At 44.0% G+C, this 15,226-nt stretch carries 13 protein-coding genes; 3 read left to right on the plus strand and 10 right to left on the minus strand.

The window, feature by feature from the left end:
* Positions 1-143 precede the first annotated feature (143 nt).
* Positions 144-1,328 carry an NADH-dependent flavin oxidoreductase gene (locus AOX59_RS12480; RefSeq protein WP_068446015.1) on the plus strand — a complete coding sequence of 395 codons (1,185 nt, stop codon included), beginning with the start codon at positions 144-146 and terminating at the stop codon, positions 1,326-1,328.
* A gap of 135 nt (positions 1,329-1,463) precedes the next feature.
* On the opposite strand, the gene glmS is transcribed toward AOX59_RS12480, so the two are convergent.
* The gene (gene glmS / locus AOX59_RS12485; RefSeq protein WP_068448317.1) at positions 1,464-3,266 is read right to left on the minus strand and encodes a glutamine--fructose-6-phosphate transaminase (isomerizing); all 1,803 of its coding nucleotides are present in this window, start codon (positions 3,264-3,266) and stop codon (positions 1,464-1,466) included.
* A gap of 464 nt (positions 3,267-3,730) precedes the next feature.
* Between glmS and AOX59_RS12490 the strand changes: the two genes are divergently transcribed.
* On the plus strand, positions 3,731-4,291 hold the full coding sequence (locus AOX59_RS12490; RefSeq protein ID WP_068446016.1) for a tetratricopeptide repeat protein: 561 nt from the start codon (positions 3,731-3,733) through the stop codon (positions 4,289-4,291).
* Positions 4,292-4,444: 153 nt separating this feature from the next.
* Here AOX59_RS12490 and AOX59_RS12495 read toward each other — a convergent pair whose 3' ends face one another.
* The 6 genes from AOX59_RS12495 to sigW form a co-directional block, all read right to left on the minus strand.
* A complete protein-coding gene (locus AOX59_RS12495; protein WP_068446017.1) occupies positions 4,445-6,235 on the minus strand; it encodes a S9 family peptidase in 1,791 nt (596 codons plus the stop codon).
* Between the two features lie 301 nt (positions 6,236-6,536).
* Positions 6,537-7,883: a phosphoglucosamine mutase gene (gene glmM / locus AOX59_RS12500; RefSeq protein ID WP_068446018.1), complete on the minus strand. Its 1,347-nt coding sequence runs from the start codon at positions 7,881-7,883 to the stop codon at positions 6,537-6,539.
* A gap of 143 nt (positions 7,884-8,026) precedes the next feature.
* Complete coding sequence (locus AOX59_RS12505; protein WP_237049264.1) at positions 8,027-9,259, minus strand: CdaR family protein; 1,233 nt, start codon at positions 9,257-9,259, stop codon at positions 8,027-8,029.
* On the minus strand, positions 9,249-10,070 hold the full coding sequence (gene cdaA, locus AOX59_RS12510; RefSeq protein ID WP_068446021.1) for a diadenylate cyclase CdaA: 822 nt from the start codon (positions 10,068-10,070) through the stop codon (positions 9,249-9,251). Before cdaA ends, AOX59_RS12505 begins: the two co-directional genes overlap by 11 nt.
* A 159-nt stretch (positions 10,071-10,229) precedes the next feature.
* Entirely contained in the window at positions 10,230-10,895 is a 666-nt protein-coding gene (locus AOX59_RS12515) for a zf-HC2 domain-containing protein (RefSeq protein WP_068446022.1), read from the minus strand.
* A gap of 14 nt (positions 10,896-10,909) precedes the next feature.
* Positions 10,910-11,473: an RNA polymerase sigma factor SigW gene (sigW, locus tag AOX59_RS12520; RefSeq protein WP_068446023.1), complete on the minus strand. Its 564-nt coding sequence runs from the start codon at positions 11,471-11,473 to the stop codon at positions 10,910-10,912.
* A 246-nt stretch (positions 11,474-11,719) separates the two neighbouring features.
* Between sigW and AOX59_RS19265 the strand changes: the two genes are divergently transcribed.
* Positions 11,720-11,869 carry an aspartyl-phosphate phosphatase Spo0E family protein gene (locus tag AOX59_RS19265; protein ID WP_082684202.1) on the plus strand — a complete coding sequence of 50 codons (150 nt, stop codon included), beginning with the start codon at positions 11,720-11,722 and terminating at the stop codon, positions 11,867-11,869.
* A 161-nt stretch (positions 11,870-12,030) separates the two neighbouring features.
* On the opposite strand, the gene rocF is transcribed toward AOX59_RS19265, so the two are convergent.
* The 3 genes from rocF to mvaD form a co-directional block, all read right to left on the minus strand.
* Positions 12,031-12,933 carry an arginase gene (gene rocF, locus AOX59_RS12525; RefSeq protein ID WP_068446024.1) on the minus strand — a complete coding sequence of 301 codons (903 nt, stop codon included), beginning with the start codon at positions 12,931-12,933 and terminating at the stop codon, positions 12,031-12,033.
* A 152-nt stretch (positions 12,934-13,085) separates the two neighbouring features.
* Complete coding sequence (locus AOX59_RS12530) at positions 13,086-14,186, minus strand: phosphomevalonate kinase (RefSeq protein ID WP_068446025.1); 1,101 nt, start codon at positions 14,184-14,186, stop codon at positions 13,086-13,088.
* Between the two features lie 9 nt (positions 14,187-14,195).
* Entirely contained in the window at positions 14,196-15,173 is a 978-nt protein-coding gene (gene mvaD / locus AOX59_RS12535) for a diphosphomevalonate decarboxylase (protein ID WP_068446026.1), read from the minus strand.
* Between the last annotated feature and the right edge of the window lie 53 nt (positions 15,174-15,226).

Consider the following 15,226-nt stretch of genomic DNA (forward strand, 5'->3'; position numbering starts at 1 on the left):
AAGAGTCTTTCTGATAAATTATTTTGAACAAATCTATTGTTACAGACGGAGAAACTGTATTGTATTGACACTTCCGTGCACAGGTGGTAGCTTTTAAGTCAACAACAAATACAGCATGATGGAGGGAATGGGATAATATACAAATGAAGACAACAGAACAATACAGACCTTTGTTTAAAACGATCGTTCTGCCAAATGGTATTGAATTAGATAACCGCTTTGTCCTATCCCCGATGATTACGAATTCTTCAACCATTGAAGGTTATGTCACGCAGGAAGATTTGGCTTATGCAAAGCGACGTGCGCCTTCAGCACCTCTGCAAATTACTGGCGCTGCGTATATCGAGGAATATGGGCAATTGTTTGAATACGGATTTAGTATTGATAATGATCGCAGCATCGAAGGACTAAAAGGTCTTGCTCAGGCGATGAAAAAAGACGGCGCTAAGGCAATTATTCAACTAACGCATGCCGGCCGTTTCTCCAAAATATCGCTTAAGGATTTTGGTGTCGTGTATGGCCCAAGTGAAATGCACTTGAAAACACCCGTTGAACATAGCGTCCTGCCAATGAGTAAACGCAAAATCAATCATGTCATTAACCAATATGCTGACGCAACTCGTCGTGCGATTAAAGCCGGTTTTGATGGCGTTGAAATTTCAAGTGCTCAGCGCTTATTAATTCAAACGTTCTTTTCTTCTTTTTCAAATCAGCGTGATGATGAATACGGCACTCAAAATATTGAAAATCGTTCACGTTTTGGTATCGAAGTGATGGAGGCTGTCCAGAAAGTTATTGATGAAGAAGCACCTGCTGACTTTATTCTCGGATTTCGCGGCACACCGGAAGAAACGCGCGGCAATGACATTGGCTACAGTGTTGAAGATTTCCTTTATTTCATGGATCGAATCGTGGAAGTAGCAAATATCCAATATTTAGCTACTGCAAGTTGGGGCAAGAACATTTATAAACAAACGATTCGCCAGGGTAAATTTAAAGATGAATTTATGAACAAGAAAGTTTACGAGCATATCGCCGGTCGTATTCCGGTTATGGCCACTGGCGGCATTAACTCACCGGAAAAAGCACTTGACGCCTTCCAATTTTCTGATATGGTCGGTGCATCTACACCTTTCGTAACTGAACCTGACTTTGTTACCAAATTAAAAGAAGGTCGGGAAGATGAGATTAACTTAGGTTTTTCTCCGGAAGAGCTGGCCGATTTAGCGATTCCCGAAAGAGCCTTTAAAGACATTGTTGAATTAATGGATATCGGCGGATCGCTTTCAGAGGCATCCCGCCATGAATTACGCAAATTGTATAAGTAGTGCCGAACAATCAAAAGACACCAGGCCTTAAAGGTAAGGCCTGGTGTCTTTTGTGGAATAAATTAGTTTTGCTTAAAGGGGTAAACATCGCAACTTTTTTTAAAAGCCACGACACATTTATTTATATTCAATCCCCTACTCAACCGTAACTGATTTCGCCAGGTTCCGCGGCTTATCAACATCACATCCGCGGTGAAGTGCTGCATAGTATGCAAGCAGCTGCATTGGCACGACACTGACAAGCGGTGTCAGGAGCTCATGCACTTCTGGGAGAACGAAAGCATCGGTATCCTGCTCAAGGCCTTTCATGCTGAAGATCATATCATTGGCGCCGCGTGCAACTACTTCGGACACATTGCTGCGGATAGAATAATTGACTGTTTCCTGTGTTGCAAGTGCAATCACCGGCGTTCCTTCTTCAATCAATGCAATTGTGCCGTGTTTTAGCTCACCGCCGGCAAAGCCTTCTGCCTGAATATAAGAGATTTCTTTCAGTTTCAGTGCCGCTTCCAGGCATACGAAATAATCTGTACTCCGACCGATGAAGAACGCATTGCGTGTCGTGCCAAGATTATCCCGGACAAGCTCATCAATAGCCTCTTTTTGATCGGTCAGTACTTCCATCGCATTCGCGGTAATACCAAGTTCCCGCATTGGGTCAAAGTCCAATTCAAGACCTTTTGCCCGGGCTGTGTCCACTGCCAGGATTGCCAGAACCGCGATCTGTGCCGTATACGCTTTTGTCGAAGCAACGGCAATTTCCGGTCCGGCATGCAGATGTAACGTATAATCTGCTTCACGAGAAAGGGTGGACCCGGCGACATTCGTAATCGTCAATGCCGGATGTCCCATTTCTTTAATTTTAACTAATACCGAACGGCTGTCGGCTGTTTCTCCGCTTTGTGAAATGAACACAAATAGCGGATTATCAGATAAAAGCGGCATATTATAGGAAAATTCACTTGCCACATGTACTTCTGCCGGTATGCCTGCCATTTTCTCAAGGAACTGTTTGCCGACAAGACCTGCATGATAACTGGTTCCTGCTGCAATAATGTAAATACGGTCGCAAACTTTCATTGTCTCGCGAATATTTTGATCCAGTTTAAGATGATCATGTTCATCTTGATATTCCTGGATAATCCGGCGCAACGCAAGTGGCTGTTCGTCAATTTCTTTTAGCATAAAATGCGGATATGTGCCCTTTTCCGTGTCGGTCACATCGATTTCTGCTGTGAATGGCTTGCGACTCACAAAAGTTCCGTCCAATGTTTGCACATTCACGACATTCCGCTTCACAATGACTATTTCCTGATCATTAAGCTCAAGATACTGGTTTGTTTCATTCAAAGTAGCCATAGCATCGCTCGTAACAACGTTAAATCCGTCGCCCAGCCCCACAAGCAACGGGCTTTTATTTTTGGCGACATATATTGTGTTCCGATCTTCTTTATCAATCAAAGCGACTGCGTAAGATCCTTTCAAGAGATTTATCGTCCGGCGAAAGGCTTCTGCTGTATCCTGATATTTCTCAGCATTTTTTTCAACGAGCTGAACGATAATTTCCGTATCCGTTTCACTGCCGAAATCAACGCCGCCAAGATAATCACTTTTCAGTTCCTGATAATTTTCGATAACGCCATTATGAACAAGGGCAAAGCGGCCGGATGTGCTTTGATGCGGATGAGCATTCTCAGCACTCGGACCGCCATGGGTTGCCCAGCGCGTATGGCCGATTCCCATTGTTGCCGCAGTAGTATCATCCACACGCTGGCGCAGTGCAGCAATCCGTCCTTTCACCTTGAATAAATTAATGTCGTCATTATCCAGCATAGCAATTCCAGCGGAGTCATAGCCGCGGTATTCCAGTTTTTCAAGTCCATTCAGTAAAATATCTTTCGTATCGTTATATCCGATATAGCCTACAATTCCGCACATCGTTGTTTCCTCCTTGAAATCAAGGGGCAACAAACGAGCCTTTTCTCCAATTTCGGGGCGTGTTGTTGCCCCTTCTCGTGATTGTTGTCCAATCATCTGGCTTTATCCTTTGTGCAGCAAGTCGCCTCACTGTTTTTGGAAAAAAGCATCACGACTGAGATGTGCAGCCGGGAGGTATCCGCCGATTGCGTTCGATAACCTCCTCCTCGTCAACTATTTTCATTACCGGTCAGAAAATAGTTCAGGCGCTATTCGTTCGTTTCTCGTCTTCGCTCCTTTCTTTATTTGACTCAAAACCTCTAAAGTGAATTGAGGCTTTCTACATTTTACCTGAGTCAGAACTTATTGGTCAATTATTTTTAAAAAAGTCGGTATGGTTATGAGTATGTCTGCCCGAAGCGAGATGTGTGTCGCGTCAGCCCATTATCTAGTATAATGAAATTAAAAAAGTGAGGCGTGTTTTTATGAATGCAGTAGATATCCCGCACGATATGCGATTTAAATTTGGCCCCAATTTACGGGAAATGCCCATGAATAAAATGGATATGCTTTATGGTATGATGTATCTTCAAAAACAGCTGAACGATGAATCGATTGAAGAAGATGAAAAAGGAAAAATACACGGCATGCTCGGAACATTTCTCCGCATCGTTGGCGAACTGGATGAAAGCAAACGGCAATTAAACCAGGCAATTGACATCTTCCGTGCTTCAGGCAGAAAACAAAGCGTCTTCATCAATCAGATGCGGCTGGCCAATACATACCAATGGCACAATGACTTTGACACATCCAATAGAATGTTCGCTGAATTGCTCGAAACAGCTGAAAATGACTCCGACTACAGTGAATTTAAAGATTTTATCTACCAGCACCAAGGCAAGAATCTGTTTGACCAGAAAAAATATGAGGAAGCATTGGACTACTTTCGGAAAGCACTGGAGCTCCAGCAAGACAACCGGAATAAAGAGCTGATTGAATCGACCGAAACAGCGATTGAGACATGTGAGAAAAAGTTGAACAACTAATGCCTTCACTAATCTATATTCGAAATGATCGATAAAAAGGGGCGTTCCGGATTTTTCGGAATTACCCCTTTTCATATTTTTAAAAATCGATTATAAAGTGAATCTTCCAGTTACATGCGGGCTGTAAGTGAAAATCGACTGAAACGATTATGGTTAAAAATGATGTTTTTCCAAAAAGTCCAGCATGCTTTTGTAAACCTTGATTTCGTTTTCTTTTTTCGAAAAACCGTGCCCTTCATCTTCCAGGACAAGATAATCGACATCGCGGCCTTGTTCCTGAAGCTTGGCAACGATATTATCGGATTCTTCTTTAACAACACGTGGATCATGTGCCCCCTGGATAACAAGCATTGGTTTGGTCATGCCATTGAGATACGTAACCGGTGAATCTTGAATAAACCGCTCCCTGTCACGCTCAGGGTTGCCAAGCCAGCGTTCCATGATCGGCTTCCAGTGATCAGGAACCGAATTGACGAACGTGAACAGATCGGATGGTCCGAAAATATCGACACAGGCTTTGAAATATTCCGGATGACGCCCGTGCAGGAGCAATGCCATATAACCGCCATAACTGCCGCCGACAAGGAATAATTTATCACGGTCAGTTATCCCGTTTTCAAACAACCATTCAATACCCGCCACACAATCCAGACGCGGGCCTTCTCCCCAGTCCTGCTCGACCAGTTTGACAAAGGAAGAACCATACCCTATGCTTCCCCGGAAGTTCGGAGCAAAGATTGTATAGCCACGATTTAAAAAGCACTGGAACATCGAGACGAACATTTTTTGCTGAGCGGCTTGTGGTCCCCCGTGCGGCCAGAAAATGGTGTAGCCGTTATCATTCTCCGGCTTAGGTTTGTAAAGTAATGCCTCAATGTCCATTCCGTCGAATGATTGATAAGTCACGACATCCGGCTCCACCATATCATCACTGTCCACCCCAAGCACGCGATTGTTCGTCAATTGCTTCCAATTGGATCCGTCTTTTGATTGGAAAATATTCAACGGAAGTTTGTCGCTCGTTCCAAGCATATAAAGGTTGCCTGCTTCGGTAACTTTGAGCTGATAAATAATATCCACCAGAGCTGATAGCTGCTCGAGCTCTCCAGACATCAAGTCATAACGGTAAAGAACCTCAGATACGCCGCTTTCAGTGACGAGAAATAGCGTATTTTGTTTCTTATTGAATTTCAATTGTTCAATACTTTCATTTTCAATCGAAAGCACTTCAGAGAACGCGTGCTTCTCTAAATCGAATTTTGCGATATAACTGTATTCGCTGTTAAAATTCGTGAGGAAATAGATGGTTTTATCATCAATAAAAACAGGCTCGGACGTCACATGGACTTTTTCCGGATCCGGCGTAAGATTATATGTCTCATCTCCTGTTTTGACGAACCCGATCACATATGTATTCGCAAAGGACCTGATATAGACATATGCATCTTCACCTTCCGACACGGCAGCCAGTTCGGTAGGTGATTTTTCGCCGATATTGAGCAGTGTATCGGAATCATTTTTCAAATTGCGGAAGCGGGTATTCATGAATGACGGGTTTTCTGCTGATGTGACGTAGTAAATACGTTCCCCATCGTCACTCAGGTCCGTGAAGAAAAATTTATCCTCTGCCTCCCCGCTCACAATCTTTTGCGGGATGCCGCCGTCGTATGGAATCGCATAAATATGATGGTTTTCATCACCGTCTTTATCAAATCCAGCCAATACATAACGGCTTTTCGGGTCAAATTTGATAAAACTGCACGATTCATTCTGGTGGGCAAACAAGTATGGATATGTATCCGGCAAATCCATAGCCCATAAATTCATCTTACCATCCAGGTTCGTGCTGAAAACGAGACGCTCTTCATCAGCACTGACATCAAATGTATGAATGGCATATGTGCGGAAAAATTGTTCAACCGTCGGCTTTGGAAATTTAATCATCGTATTCCCCCTAAGAATAAACTGTTAGAAAAATTTTACTTGCCAAAATAATTATAACATCAAATTGAACAGGATAAACAGATTTATCCATGAATTATATAAAGGAAGCTTGAATCGGATGTCCCTGACGATGCAGCTGGATATACATGGCGCTCGTCGTATTGGAAGTTAATGCATTGAAGCAGCACTCCTCGCAACCCGCAGTTTACTCGATGGAAGTTTTACTGCTGCTTTTCGGGGCAATGTTGTCCTATCCAATGAAAAACTGCCCTCTTCCCAGAGAGCAGTTCAATTCAACATCTTATTCTTTCATGCCAAGCAGTTCATCAATTACATCGGCAACCTGATCGGCGTATTTTTCACAGTCCTCTTTGGTTGGTGCTTCCACCATAACCCTCACAAGCGGCTCAGTTCCGGATGGACGGACAAGAACACGGCCTTCTCCATCCAGCTCGCTTTCAACACGTTCAATTTCTTCCTGGATTTTCGGATTCGTTATAGCATCATGCTTATCAACAACTCTTACGTTTTTCAACACCTGCGGATAAATCTCCATCTCACCTGCAAGCTCGGACAGCGGCTTGCCTGTTTCTTTGATAACATTAACAAGTTGCAGGGCACTAAGCATGCCGTCACCGGTTGTGTTGTAATCAAGGAAAATAATATGTCCTGATTGTTCGCCGCCAAGGTTGTAGCCGCCTTTAAGCATTTCTTCCATGACATAGCGGTCACCAACCGATGTCTTGTCACTGCGCATGCCATTTGCTTCTAGTGCTTTATAAAAACCGAGATTGCTCATGACTGTTGACACAACTGTGTTATGCCGCAGAACACCTTTCTGGTTCAAATATTTGCCGCAAATATACATAATCTGGTCACCGTCGACAATATTGCCCTTCTCATCAATGGCTATCAGACGATCGCCATCACCGTCAAAAGCAAGCCCCACTTCAGCTTCTTTCTCTTTGACAAATGCCTGCAGCGACTCTGGGTGTGTTGAGCCGACCCCATCATTAATATTCAAGCCGTCCGGGGAACAGCCGATGGTAGCAAGATCCGCTTCCAGATCAGCAAACAGATGTGTCGCAAGGCTTGAAGTCGAGCCATGCGCGCAATCCAGAGCAATGCGCATACCTTCAAAATCATTATCAATTGTATCCTTGAGGAAGGAAAGATATTTCTGACCGCCTTCAAAATAGTCATTCATGATGCCTATGTCCGCCCCGACCGGACGCGGCAGGTCATCTTCTGTCTCCATAAGCCGTTCGATCTCATTTTCCTCTTCATCAGTTAATTTAAAACCATCCGGGCGAAAGAACTTAATACCATTATCCTCCACGGGGTTATGAGATGCAGAAATCATGACCCCTGCTTCAGCTTTTGTCGCTTTTGTAAGAAATGCTACACCGGGAGTTGAAATAACCCCAAGCCGCATGACTTCAGCACCAATCGAAAGCAAACCGGCCACAAGCGCTCCTTCAAGCATATTTCCCGATACGCGGGGGTCTCTGCCAACCATTATTTTGGGTTTTTCAGTGCCTTTTGTTAATGCATAACCGCCAAACCGGCCTAATTTATATGCTAACTCCGATGTTAATTCTGTGTTCGCAATTCCTCTGACACCATCTGTTCCAAAATATTTTCCCATCTCGATTACCTCTCCTTTACAACCGTTTATCAAGTACTGGAGGTCGTTTTTAAAATTTATCACGATTCTTCTGAGTTTAAATGAATAAGCATCTGTATTTCAAATTTATCCCGCATGTAACTGGCAGTAACAGATTCACTTTATCAAGATGAAATCTCAGCTGTCACCTGATCGAACTCACCTTCTGACTCAACACCATCCGGGGACTCTATTGTGACCGATATGTCATGTTCACCTGCTGACAGCCCATCTGCATCGATCACAGCACGCAGATCTTCTGCCGACAGTGAACTGACATCTTCCTGACTGCCTGTCACGGTGATATCCATCTCTTCATTTTCAGGTTCGATGAATGATATCTCTTGTCCGCCACCAAGATTTTCCACATCGATTGGAACTGACTCGAATGTCCTGGTTTCGTCCAATTCAATCGTCACTTCAACTGATTCAGGTTCAGAAACACTGACACCATCCGGTAAAGCAAGCCCGGCATCGACTGTACTAGATTCGGTCACATCCGATAAATTAATCTCTTCTGTTGAAACTTCTTCAATCCCTTGCAAGACATCATTTGCGGCAAAGATTTCCGCCTCATCGATGCCAGCTTCTATGGAAGACATGGAATACGCTTCCGGCAGCTCCCCTGTTGTTGCGACACTTACCGGGACAGATTTACTCGGGTTATCGATATCCACCGAAGCATCAACAGTCTCCGGTGCAACCCGCACACTCAATTCATTCCCGCTGGCATCATAAACATTCACGGGCACTTCACGGTTGTCAATTGGTTCAGTGACCCCTGCCATATCAACAAACACTTTGACGATTGCAACTTGGTCAATCACTTCCTTTGAACTTGTGATCGTAACTTGTCCAGGTTCTGTCTGTGAGTTTCCAATTTCATACCCATCAGGGATTTGGTCAGTATTAACATGATCCACAGCAACATCGAATTCTTCAGATGCCCGCTCCTCAATCGTCACTTCGATTGTTTTCGGCTCAATATAGACATTCAGTTCCTCAGGAACACCTGTATGCTGCAATGTAACAGAATGGGTTCCTGCCTCCAGGCCTTCGAGGTCTACAAATATATCAAAATTCTGTTGACGCGCTGCAGGTGTGACCGTCCCGGATGTGCCCTCGAGTGTCACACTGGCAACTTCAGGCACACCGCTTACCACATAATTTTCCTCATCAATCTGAATATTGACAGGGACGTTATCAACTGTCTGAAGATCAGAACCGGAGTTTGGAAAGACGCGTGAATCATTCTGATATTGGTCAATCTCAACTTGAACGAACACATATAACGCTACAGCAAAAGCTAACGAAATAGCACGGACGAACCATCGACTCTTAAACCAATTATCCATCATTTTTCCCCCTCTGATGTCGTGACTTGGATTCAGAGGCCCTTATGGATGGAGAGAGCATTTCACGCAGATAAGTCCGCAGCCCCTCCCGATCGAGGTCACGTTTTAATTCACCATTTTTCGCTAATGCGATATTGCCTGTTTCTTCAGAGACAACAATCGTAATTGAATCGGTGACTTCACTTACCCCCATCGCCGCCCGGTGTCTCGTGCCCAGTTCCTTTGAAATAAAAGGGCTTTCGGATAATGGAAGATAGCAGGCTGCTGCAGTTATCTCTTCTTCTTTTATAATAACGGCCCCATCATGCAATGGCGTATTCGGTGTAAATATATTTGTCAGCAATTGATGTGTCAGATTTCCGTTGATTGGAATCCCGGTCTCAGCATAATCACCCATACCGGTTTCCCTTTCAATGGAAATTAATGCACCAATGCGGCGTTTGGCCATATATTGACACGACTGGACGATGGCCTCGATTTTTTGTTCCATTATTTCCTCTTCGGATCGTGACCCTCTTGCGAAGAGATTGCCCCGGCCTATCTGTTCCAGAGCCCTTCTAAGCTCAGGCTGAAATAATATGATAATGACAACAAAACCCCAGTTAATTACCTGGTTTGTCAGATATTGAATCGTATGTAATTCGAATAGAATGCTGATACCCCAAACGAGCAATACAACAACAATTCCTTTCAAGAGCTGTATTGCCTTTGTGCCTCTGATCAGCATTATGATTTTATATAAAACATACCAGACGAGAGCAATATCTACGCCGATCCGCAGTAATTCAAGAAGGTCGAATCCCCCATCAAGCATGTTCACACTTCCTTCCGTCCATGGTGTGCTCCCCTATCGAAAATAATACCGTTCTCATTATATCATATTCTGTATGGTATCACCTATATTTATAAGGGCAAAATTCAGATATATTACATAAGAAGGGTCTGTCCCCCGGACAGACCCCGTATACAGGAATTATTTTTGTAAACCAAGCAGGGTAATTTGACCAAATGAGAAGATACTTTCGGTCAGATCTTTGAGGCTGAACCAGAGCCATTCAAACATCTGATCCACCTGTTGCAGTTCCCCGTTTATTTCACCGGTCGAGGCCATAAGTTCTGATCCTTCCATTGTACTTTCTTCAATTAAATCGCCATTAACTAAACGAACATCACCATCTACCGTCCCGTCGATTCGCAGATTGCCATTTTTAACGGTTAAATCACCCGTAACAGTTACATCTTCCGGGACAATGACCGTATCATCCACGATTTCCAAATTTTCCTGCTTGGAAACGACCAGTTCATTGTCCTGGTTCCAGCTTGATAAGATTCCGGTAAACATGAAAATAAAGAAAATAGCGGCTGATGTAAAAATAGGATGTGCCTTAAACCAACGTGAATATTTGACACGTTTCTTTTCAGCCGGCAGTTTTTTCATGACTTCGCCAGTAAAATGATCCGGTGCCTTGTATTGACCGGCGCTTTGAACGAGTGTAATCGTACGTTTTAGTTCATGGAAGTGTTGTTGGCAAGCTTCACATTCTTCCAGATGAGCGCGCAATTTGTCTTCTTCCTGCTTTTCTAAGCCGCCATCCAAATATTGATGCATCAGCTTAATTTTTTCCTGGCTGCAGCTCATGTGATCACACTCCTTTACACATGACGAAGCTTTTTCCGTAAAGCTTCGCGCCCTCTATGAATTCTGGTTTTTACCGTACCAAGCGGAAGATCCAGAACATCACTGATCTCCTGCAGTGAAAACTCCTCCAGATATCTTAAAATGATGACGCTCCGATACTTTGGCGGGAGTCCGTAAATTTCCTGCGTGATATAATCCTTAAGCTCCATCCCCTGAACTTCCTCTTCCGGAAGCCGATCATCAGCTGCCATCTGTGAATACATATTCAAACCGTCGGTCCCTTTGATTTCGGCATCAAGATAGTAATCTGGTTTTCGTTTACGTATCCGATCAATCGTCAAATTGGTAGCAATCCGATAGAGCCATGTTGAGAATTTGCGTTTGTCATCAAATGAGTGGATATTGACATAAGCACGGATGAATGTCTCCTGACCAATATCTTCCGCTTCATACCTGTTGCCAAGCATGCGATAACAGTGCTGAAAAATTTTATGCTGATAAAAGGAAACAATCTCTTCAAAAGCTGATTGATCCCCTCGTTTCACTTGTTTGACTTTTTCCTTGATCTTCCACTCCATCTTTTGTACCTCCGCTTACCATGCGGTATTAAGTGTACGAACTAACACCGTAAAAGGTTTCAAAAATTTTTATGTACCGTTTATATTTTAAGTTTTTTTCACATGTGTTGTTTTGCTGCAGTGATATAAATGCGACACAAATATTTCGTGAGCCTCTGTATATCCAATTTTTATAAAGAAAAAAGTTTATCATGCCGCTTATTTGGGTAATCTATTACCAATTATACTAAATAAGGAGGCGTTTTTGTGGATAATCATTCATTATTGTTAGAAAAAATTGAGAAATGCCGCCTTGAAATGCTGGAACTAAGCAAACAATATGGCTTAACGTCCATGCCTGTCGTTGAATCCAGCAAGCGACTGGACAATTTGCTGAATAAGTATCATAATGTGTGAAAATTTTTAAGGTGCAAATGGTTAAACGTAATAATAATGAAAACTCCGACGTCTTCATATATATTCACAGATCAAAAAAAGACACCCGTTTACGGATGTCTTTTTTTAAATGCATTGCTCATTAAACTGCAGAAAAGTTCTGCTCATCTAAAATACCCTATCTATTTCAATTTCTCTCCGAATAGTGAGCCGATTAATCCGACTGCCATTGATGCTGTTTTATTTTTATCATCAAGAATCGGATTGACTTCAACGAATTCGGCCGATGTCAAAATGTCCGATTCTGAAAGCATTTCCATGGCCAGATGGCTTTCACGATAAGAAAGGCCGCCCATAACCGGTGTCCCTACACCCGGTGCTTCTTCCGGGTCCAGACCGTCCAAATCAAGACTTAAATGGACGCCGTCTGTTCGTCTTTTTAGATAATTGATGGATTCTTCCATTACCTGTGGCATTCCCAGCCGATCGATTTCATGCATCGAATAAACGGTTACCCCTTGTTCACGAATCAGTACTTTTTCACCGGGGTCGAGTGAGCGGGCGCCGACAATAACGATATTTTCCGGGTTGACTTTTGGGGCATAATCCAGGATGTTTGTCAGTTTTTCGTGACCGATGCCGAGGCTTACCGCAAGCGGCATGCCATGAATGTTGCCGGATGGTGATGTTTCGCCTGAATTCAAATCACCATGGGCGTCATACCAGATGACACCGAGATTTTCATAATGTTTAGCTGTCCCTGCCAAAGTGCCAATCGCAATACTATGGTCACCGCCTAAAACTAACGGGAATCGTTTTTCGGCGATTTCTTCATCAACCATTTCCGCAAGTGTCTGATTACATTCAAAGACCTGCTTCAAGTTGCGCAGATTCCCTTCCTGCAAGTTATCTTTGCTGTCGGGACGGGAAACTGCCACATCACCCAAATCAGCAATGTTATATTTCAAATTTTCAAGTGTTTCGATCACACCCGCATAACGAATGGCGCTTGGGCCCATATCAACACCACGCCGGCTTTGACCCAGATCCATCGGCACGCCAATAATAGACATATTTCTTTGCATCACATAGCCTCCTCTGCCGTTATTTTAGCCAAAAAAAGGACAATGACTCAACCCAGCAAATAAATGCATATATATACATTTTATTATAGGCTCATAATGCTTGCCTGCGATTAAAAAATAAAGCAGGATCAGTTTAAATAAACCAATTCTGCTTATATCACAACTGCTCCATCTTTGGAGACAGTGATATCCAGAGGCTTTATGCCTGCCGCTTCCCATGCGTTGATAAGCTGGTCTGCTTTTTCTCGGGACGGGAGAAAAGCAATGCCGCAGTCACCGCCGCCGGCTCCGGAAGGCTTACCGGCACCACCATGTTCTTCAGCGAGGTCGCATAATGTTTTTAGTAATGGCGTCTCGATTTCAACATTCGCATGTCGGCCAACTGCCGCAAGTGCCTGCCGGTTTTGTTTTGTTCCACTGATGATGGCATTCGGGTTACTTTCAGCCACGCCATTTAAAAAAGTGCTGACCGCCTTTTTGCTTTCAGCCATAAATTGCTCATATAACGGCAGATTATCTGTCTTAAGTTTGGAAATGTCTCGAACCAATTGGTGTGTTGAAGCAGGTGAACCGGTCCATCCGATACACATATAGACATTATCAGGCAGTTGAATCGGGTTCACATGGAAATAAGGCCAGTCTTCATTAACGAGTCCTGTTATACTTTCTGTCTCAAAATAAGCTCCGCGCAGCCAATCTGCCTGAAACGAAGCATACTGCAGAAAACCGCCGTAGGATGACGCTGCAACATCTGCCCCTGAGCCACTCCCTTGTGTTTTCACATGAGAAATCGCCGCCAGTTTAAAAATCAGCTTTTCAGATGGTTTTTCCGGTAAAAATCGCATCAGAATTGCTGCCACCACAGAGGTCACAACGGCTGCACTCGAACCGAGCCCATATTTTTTTCCTGATGCATCATCCAGTTCACTGCGGACTGCAAGATGGAATGGCACCGGTTCAATGTTATTTTCTCTTAAATATGTATAGACAACGGTCATCGCTTCTTCCACAAACCGGATGCGCTCATCAGCCGTTTCGACCTTGACGGCATTTGCTTCATAGAGCCAGGCCATGTCCTTCAAATCAAACGCCTCAAGCGTCAGCCGGTTTTTGCTGCTATCCTCTAATTTTGCATAAACGAAGCGGTCGACAGCTGTCACAACTAATTGTTGATATTTTTCCAGTACGGCAAACTCCCCGGCAACCATTAATTTTCCGGGGACTTTGATTGTTAAAGGTGACTCAGGCAACATGTTCAACCCCTATATGAAGGATACGCCCTGACCGGGTCTGCTTACTTTAATATCATGAACGCCAGGGACATTTTGAAGTGTATTTCGAATGATGTCCTCATGTTCCGGTGTATAAAGCACTTTCACATTCGGTCCAGCATCAATTGTGAAAAACGCCGGGATGCCGTCTGACCGCAACTGGCGCACAGCTTGCATAATAGACAATGTCGTGCTGTGCCAATAACTAAACGGCGGATTGGCAGCCAACGTTGTCGCATGCATCCTGAGACAATTGGCTTCCGCGATTTCGCCCACTTTTTCAAAATCTTTTTCAGCAATGCCTTCTTTGATTGCTTCAAGGTCGTCCGGAATGCTCTGTACCCACGCAGGGTAGAACGGAGAGGTGTCAACGGTACGCTTCATTCCTTCTCTGCTCAGAACTTTCTTTTCATCAGATGACAGAACAACGGCAGCAACCCTGAGATCCCAATGATCAGCTGGTGCGACCGGGACCGCATGCGAATCAGAACCGTCCGCTTTTGTTCCTTTTTCCCATTCGACAAACCCCCCATATATCGAACGGCAGGCTGAACCGGAGCCTTGCCGTGTCAAAATGGAAAGCTCCTGCTCATTAACCGGTAAACCTATTGCCTTGGATGCTGCAGCAGCAAGTGCGGCAAACCCGGAGGCAGATGATGCAAAGCCGGCTGCTGTCGGGACATGGTTGGTCGAATGTACCTCGGCACACACATCAGTCCGGCCTGCTTCTTTGCGGATAAGGTCAAGAAATATGCTGACACGGCGAGATTCTGCTCCCTCAACCAGACGGTTATTCAAATAGAACTGATCTGCTGTCAGACGATCCTGAAATGCAACGCTTGTTGTCGTATGAAAACCATCCAATGTCAGTGACAGACTGTTGTTCATCGGCAGAATCAAGGGTTCGTCACGTTTCCCCCAATATTTAATAAGGGCAATATTCGTATGGGCTTTTGCTGTCGCTTTCATGTTATAACCCCTTTGTTCTTCAAGACACGTTCAAAAAATGAGGTAAAATGACT

The sequence above is a fragment of the Lentibacillus amyloliquefaciens genome (assembly GCF_001307805.1).
Classification (GTDB): Bacteria; Bacillota; Bacilli; order Bacillales; family Amphibacillaceae; genus Lentibacillus; species Lentibacillus amyloliquefaciens.

Excerpts from the sequence above, each read along its gene's own strand:
- AOX59_RS12480 (WP_068446015.1), top strand. The coding sequence starts at position 144 with ATGAAGACAACAGAACAATACAGACCTTTGTTTAAAACGATCGTTCTG.
- glmS (WP_068448317.1), bottom strand. The coding sequence starts at position 3,266 with ATGTGCGGAATTGTAGGCTATATCGGATATAACGATACGAAAGATATT.
- AOX59_RS12490 (WP_068446016.1), top strand. The coding sequence starts at position 3,731 with ATGAATGCAGTAGATATCCCGCACGATATGCGATTTAAATTTGGCCCC.
- AOX59_RS12495 (WP_068446017.1), bottom strand. The coding sequence starts at position 6,235 with ATGATTAAATTTCCAAAGCCGACGGTTGAACAATTTTTCCGCACATAT.
- glmM (WP_068446018.1), bottom strand. The coding sequence starts at position 7,883 with ATGGGAAAATATTTTGGAACAGATGGTGTCAGAGGAATTGCGAACACA.
- AOX59_RS12505 (WP_237049264.1), bottom strand. The coding sequence starts at position 9,259 with ATGATGGATAATTGGTTTAAGAGTCGATGGTTCGTCCGTGCTATTTCG.
- cdaA (WP_068446021.1), bottom strand. The coding sequence starts at position 10,070 with ATGCTTGATGGGGGATTCGACCTTCTTGAATTACTGCGGATCGGCGTA.
- AOX59_RS12515 (WP_068446022.1), bottom strand. The coding sequence starts at position 10,895 with ATGAGCTGCAGCCAGGAAAAAATTAAGCTGATGCATCAATATTTGGAT.
- sigW (WP_068446023.1), bottom strand. The coding sequence starts at position 11,473 with ATGGAGTGGAAGATCAAGGAAAAAGTCAAACAAGTGAAACGAGGGGAT.
- rocF (WP_068446024.1), bottom strand. The coding sequence starts at position 12,933 with ATGCAAAGAAATATGTCTATTATTGGCGTGCCGATGGATCTGGGTCAA.
- AOX59_RS12530 (WP_068446025.1), bottom strand. The coding sequence starts at position 14,186 with ATGTTGCCTGAGTCACCTTTAACAATCAAAGTCCCCGGAAAATTAATG.
- mvaD (WP_068446026.1), bottom strand. The coding sequence starts at position 15,173 with ATGAAAGCGACAGCAAAAGCCCATACGAATATTGCCCTTATTAAATAT.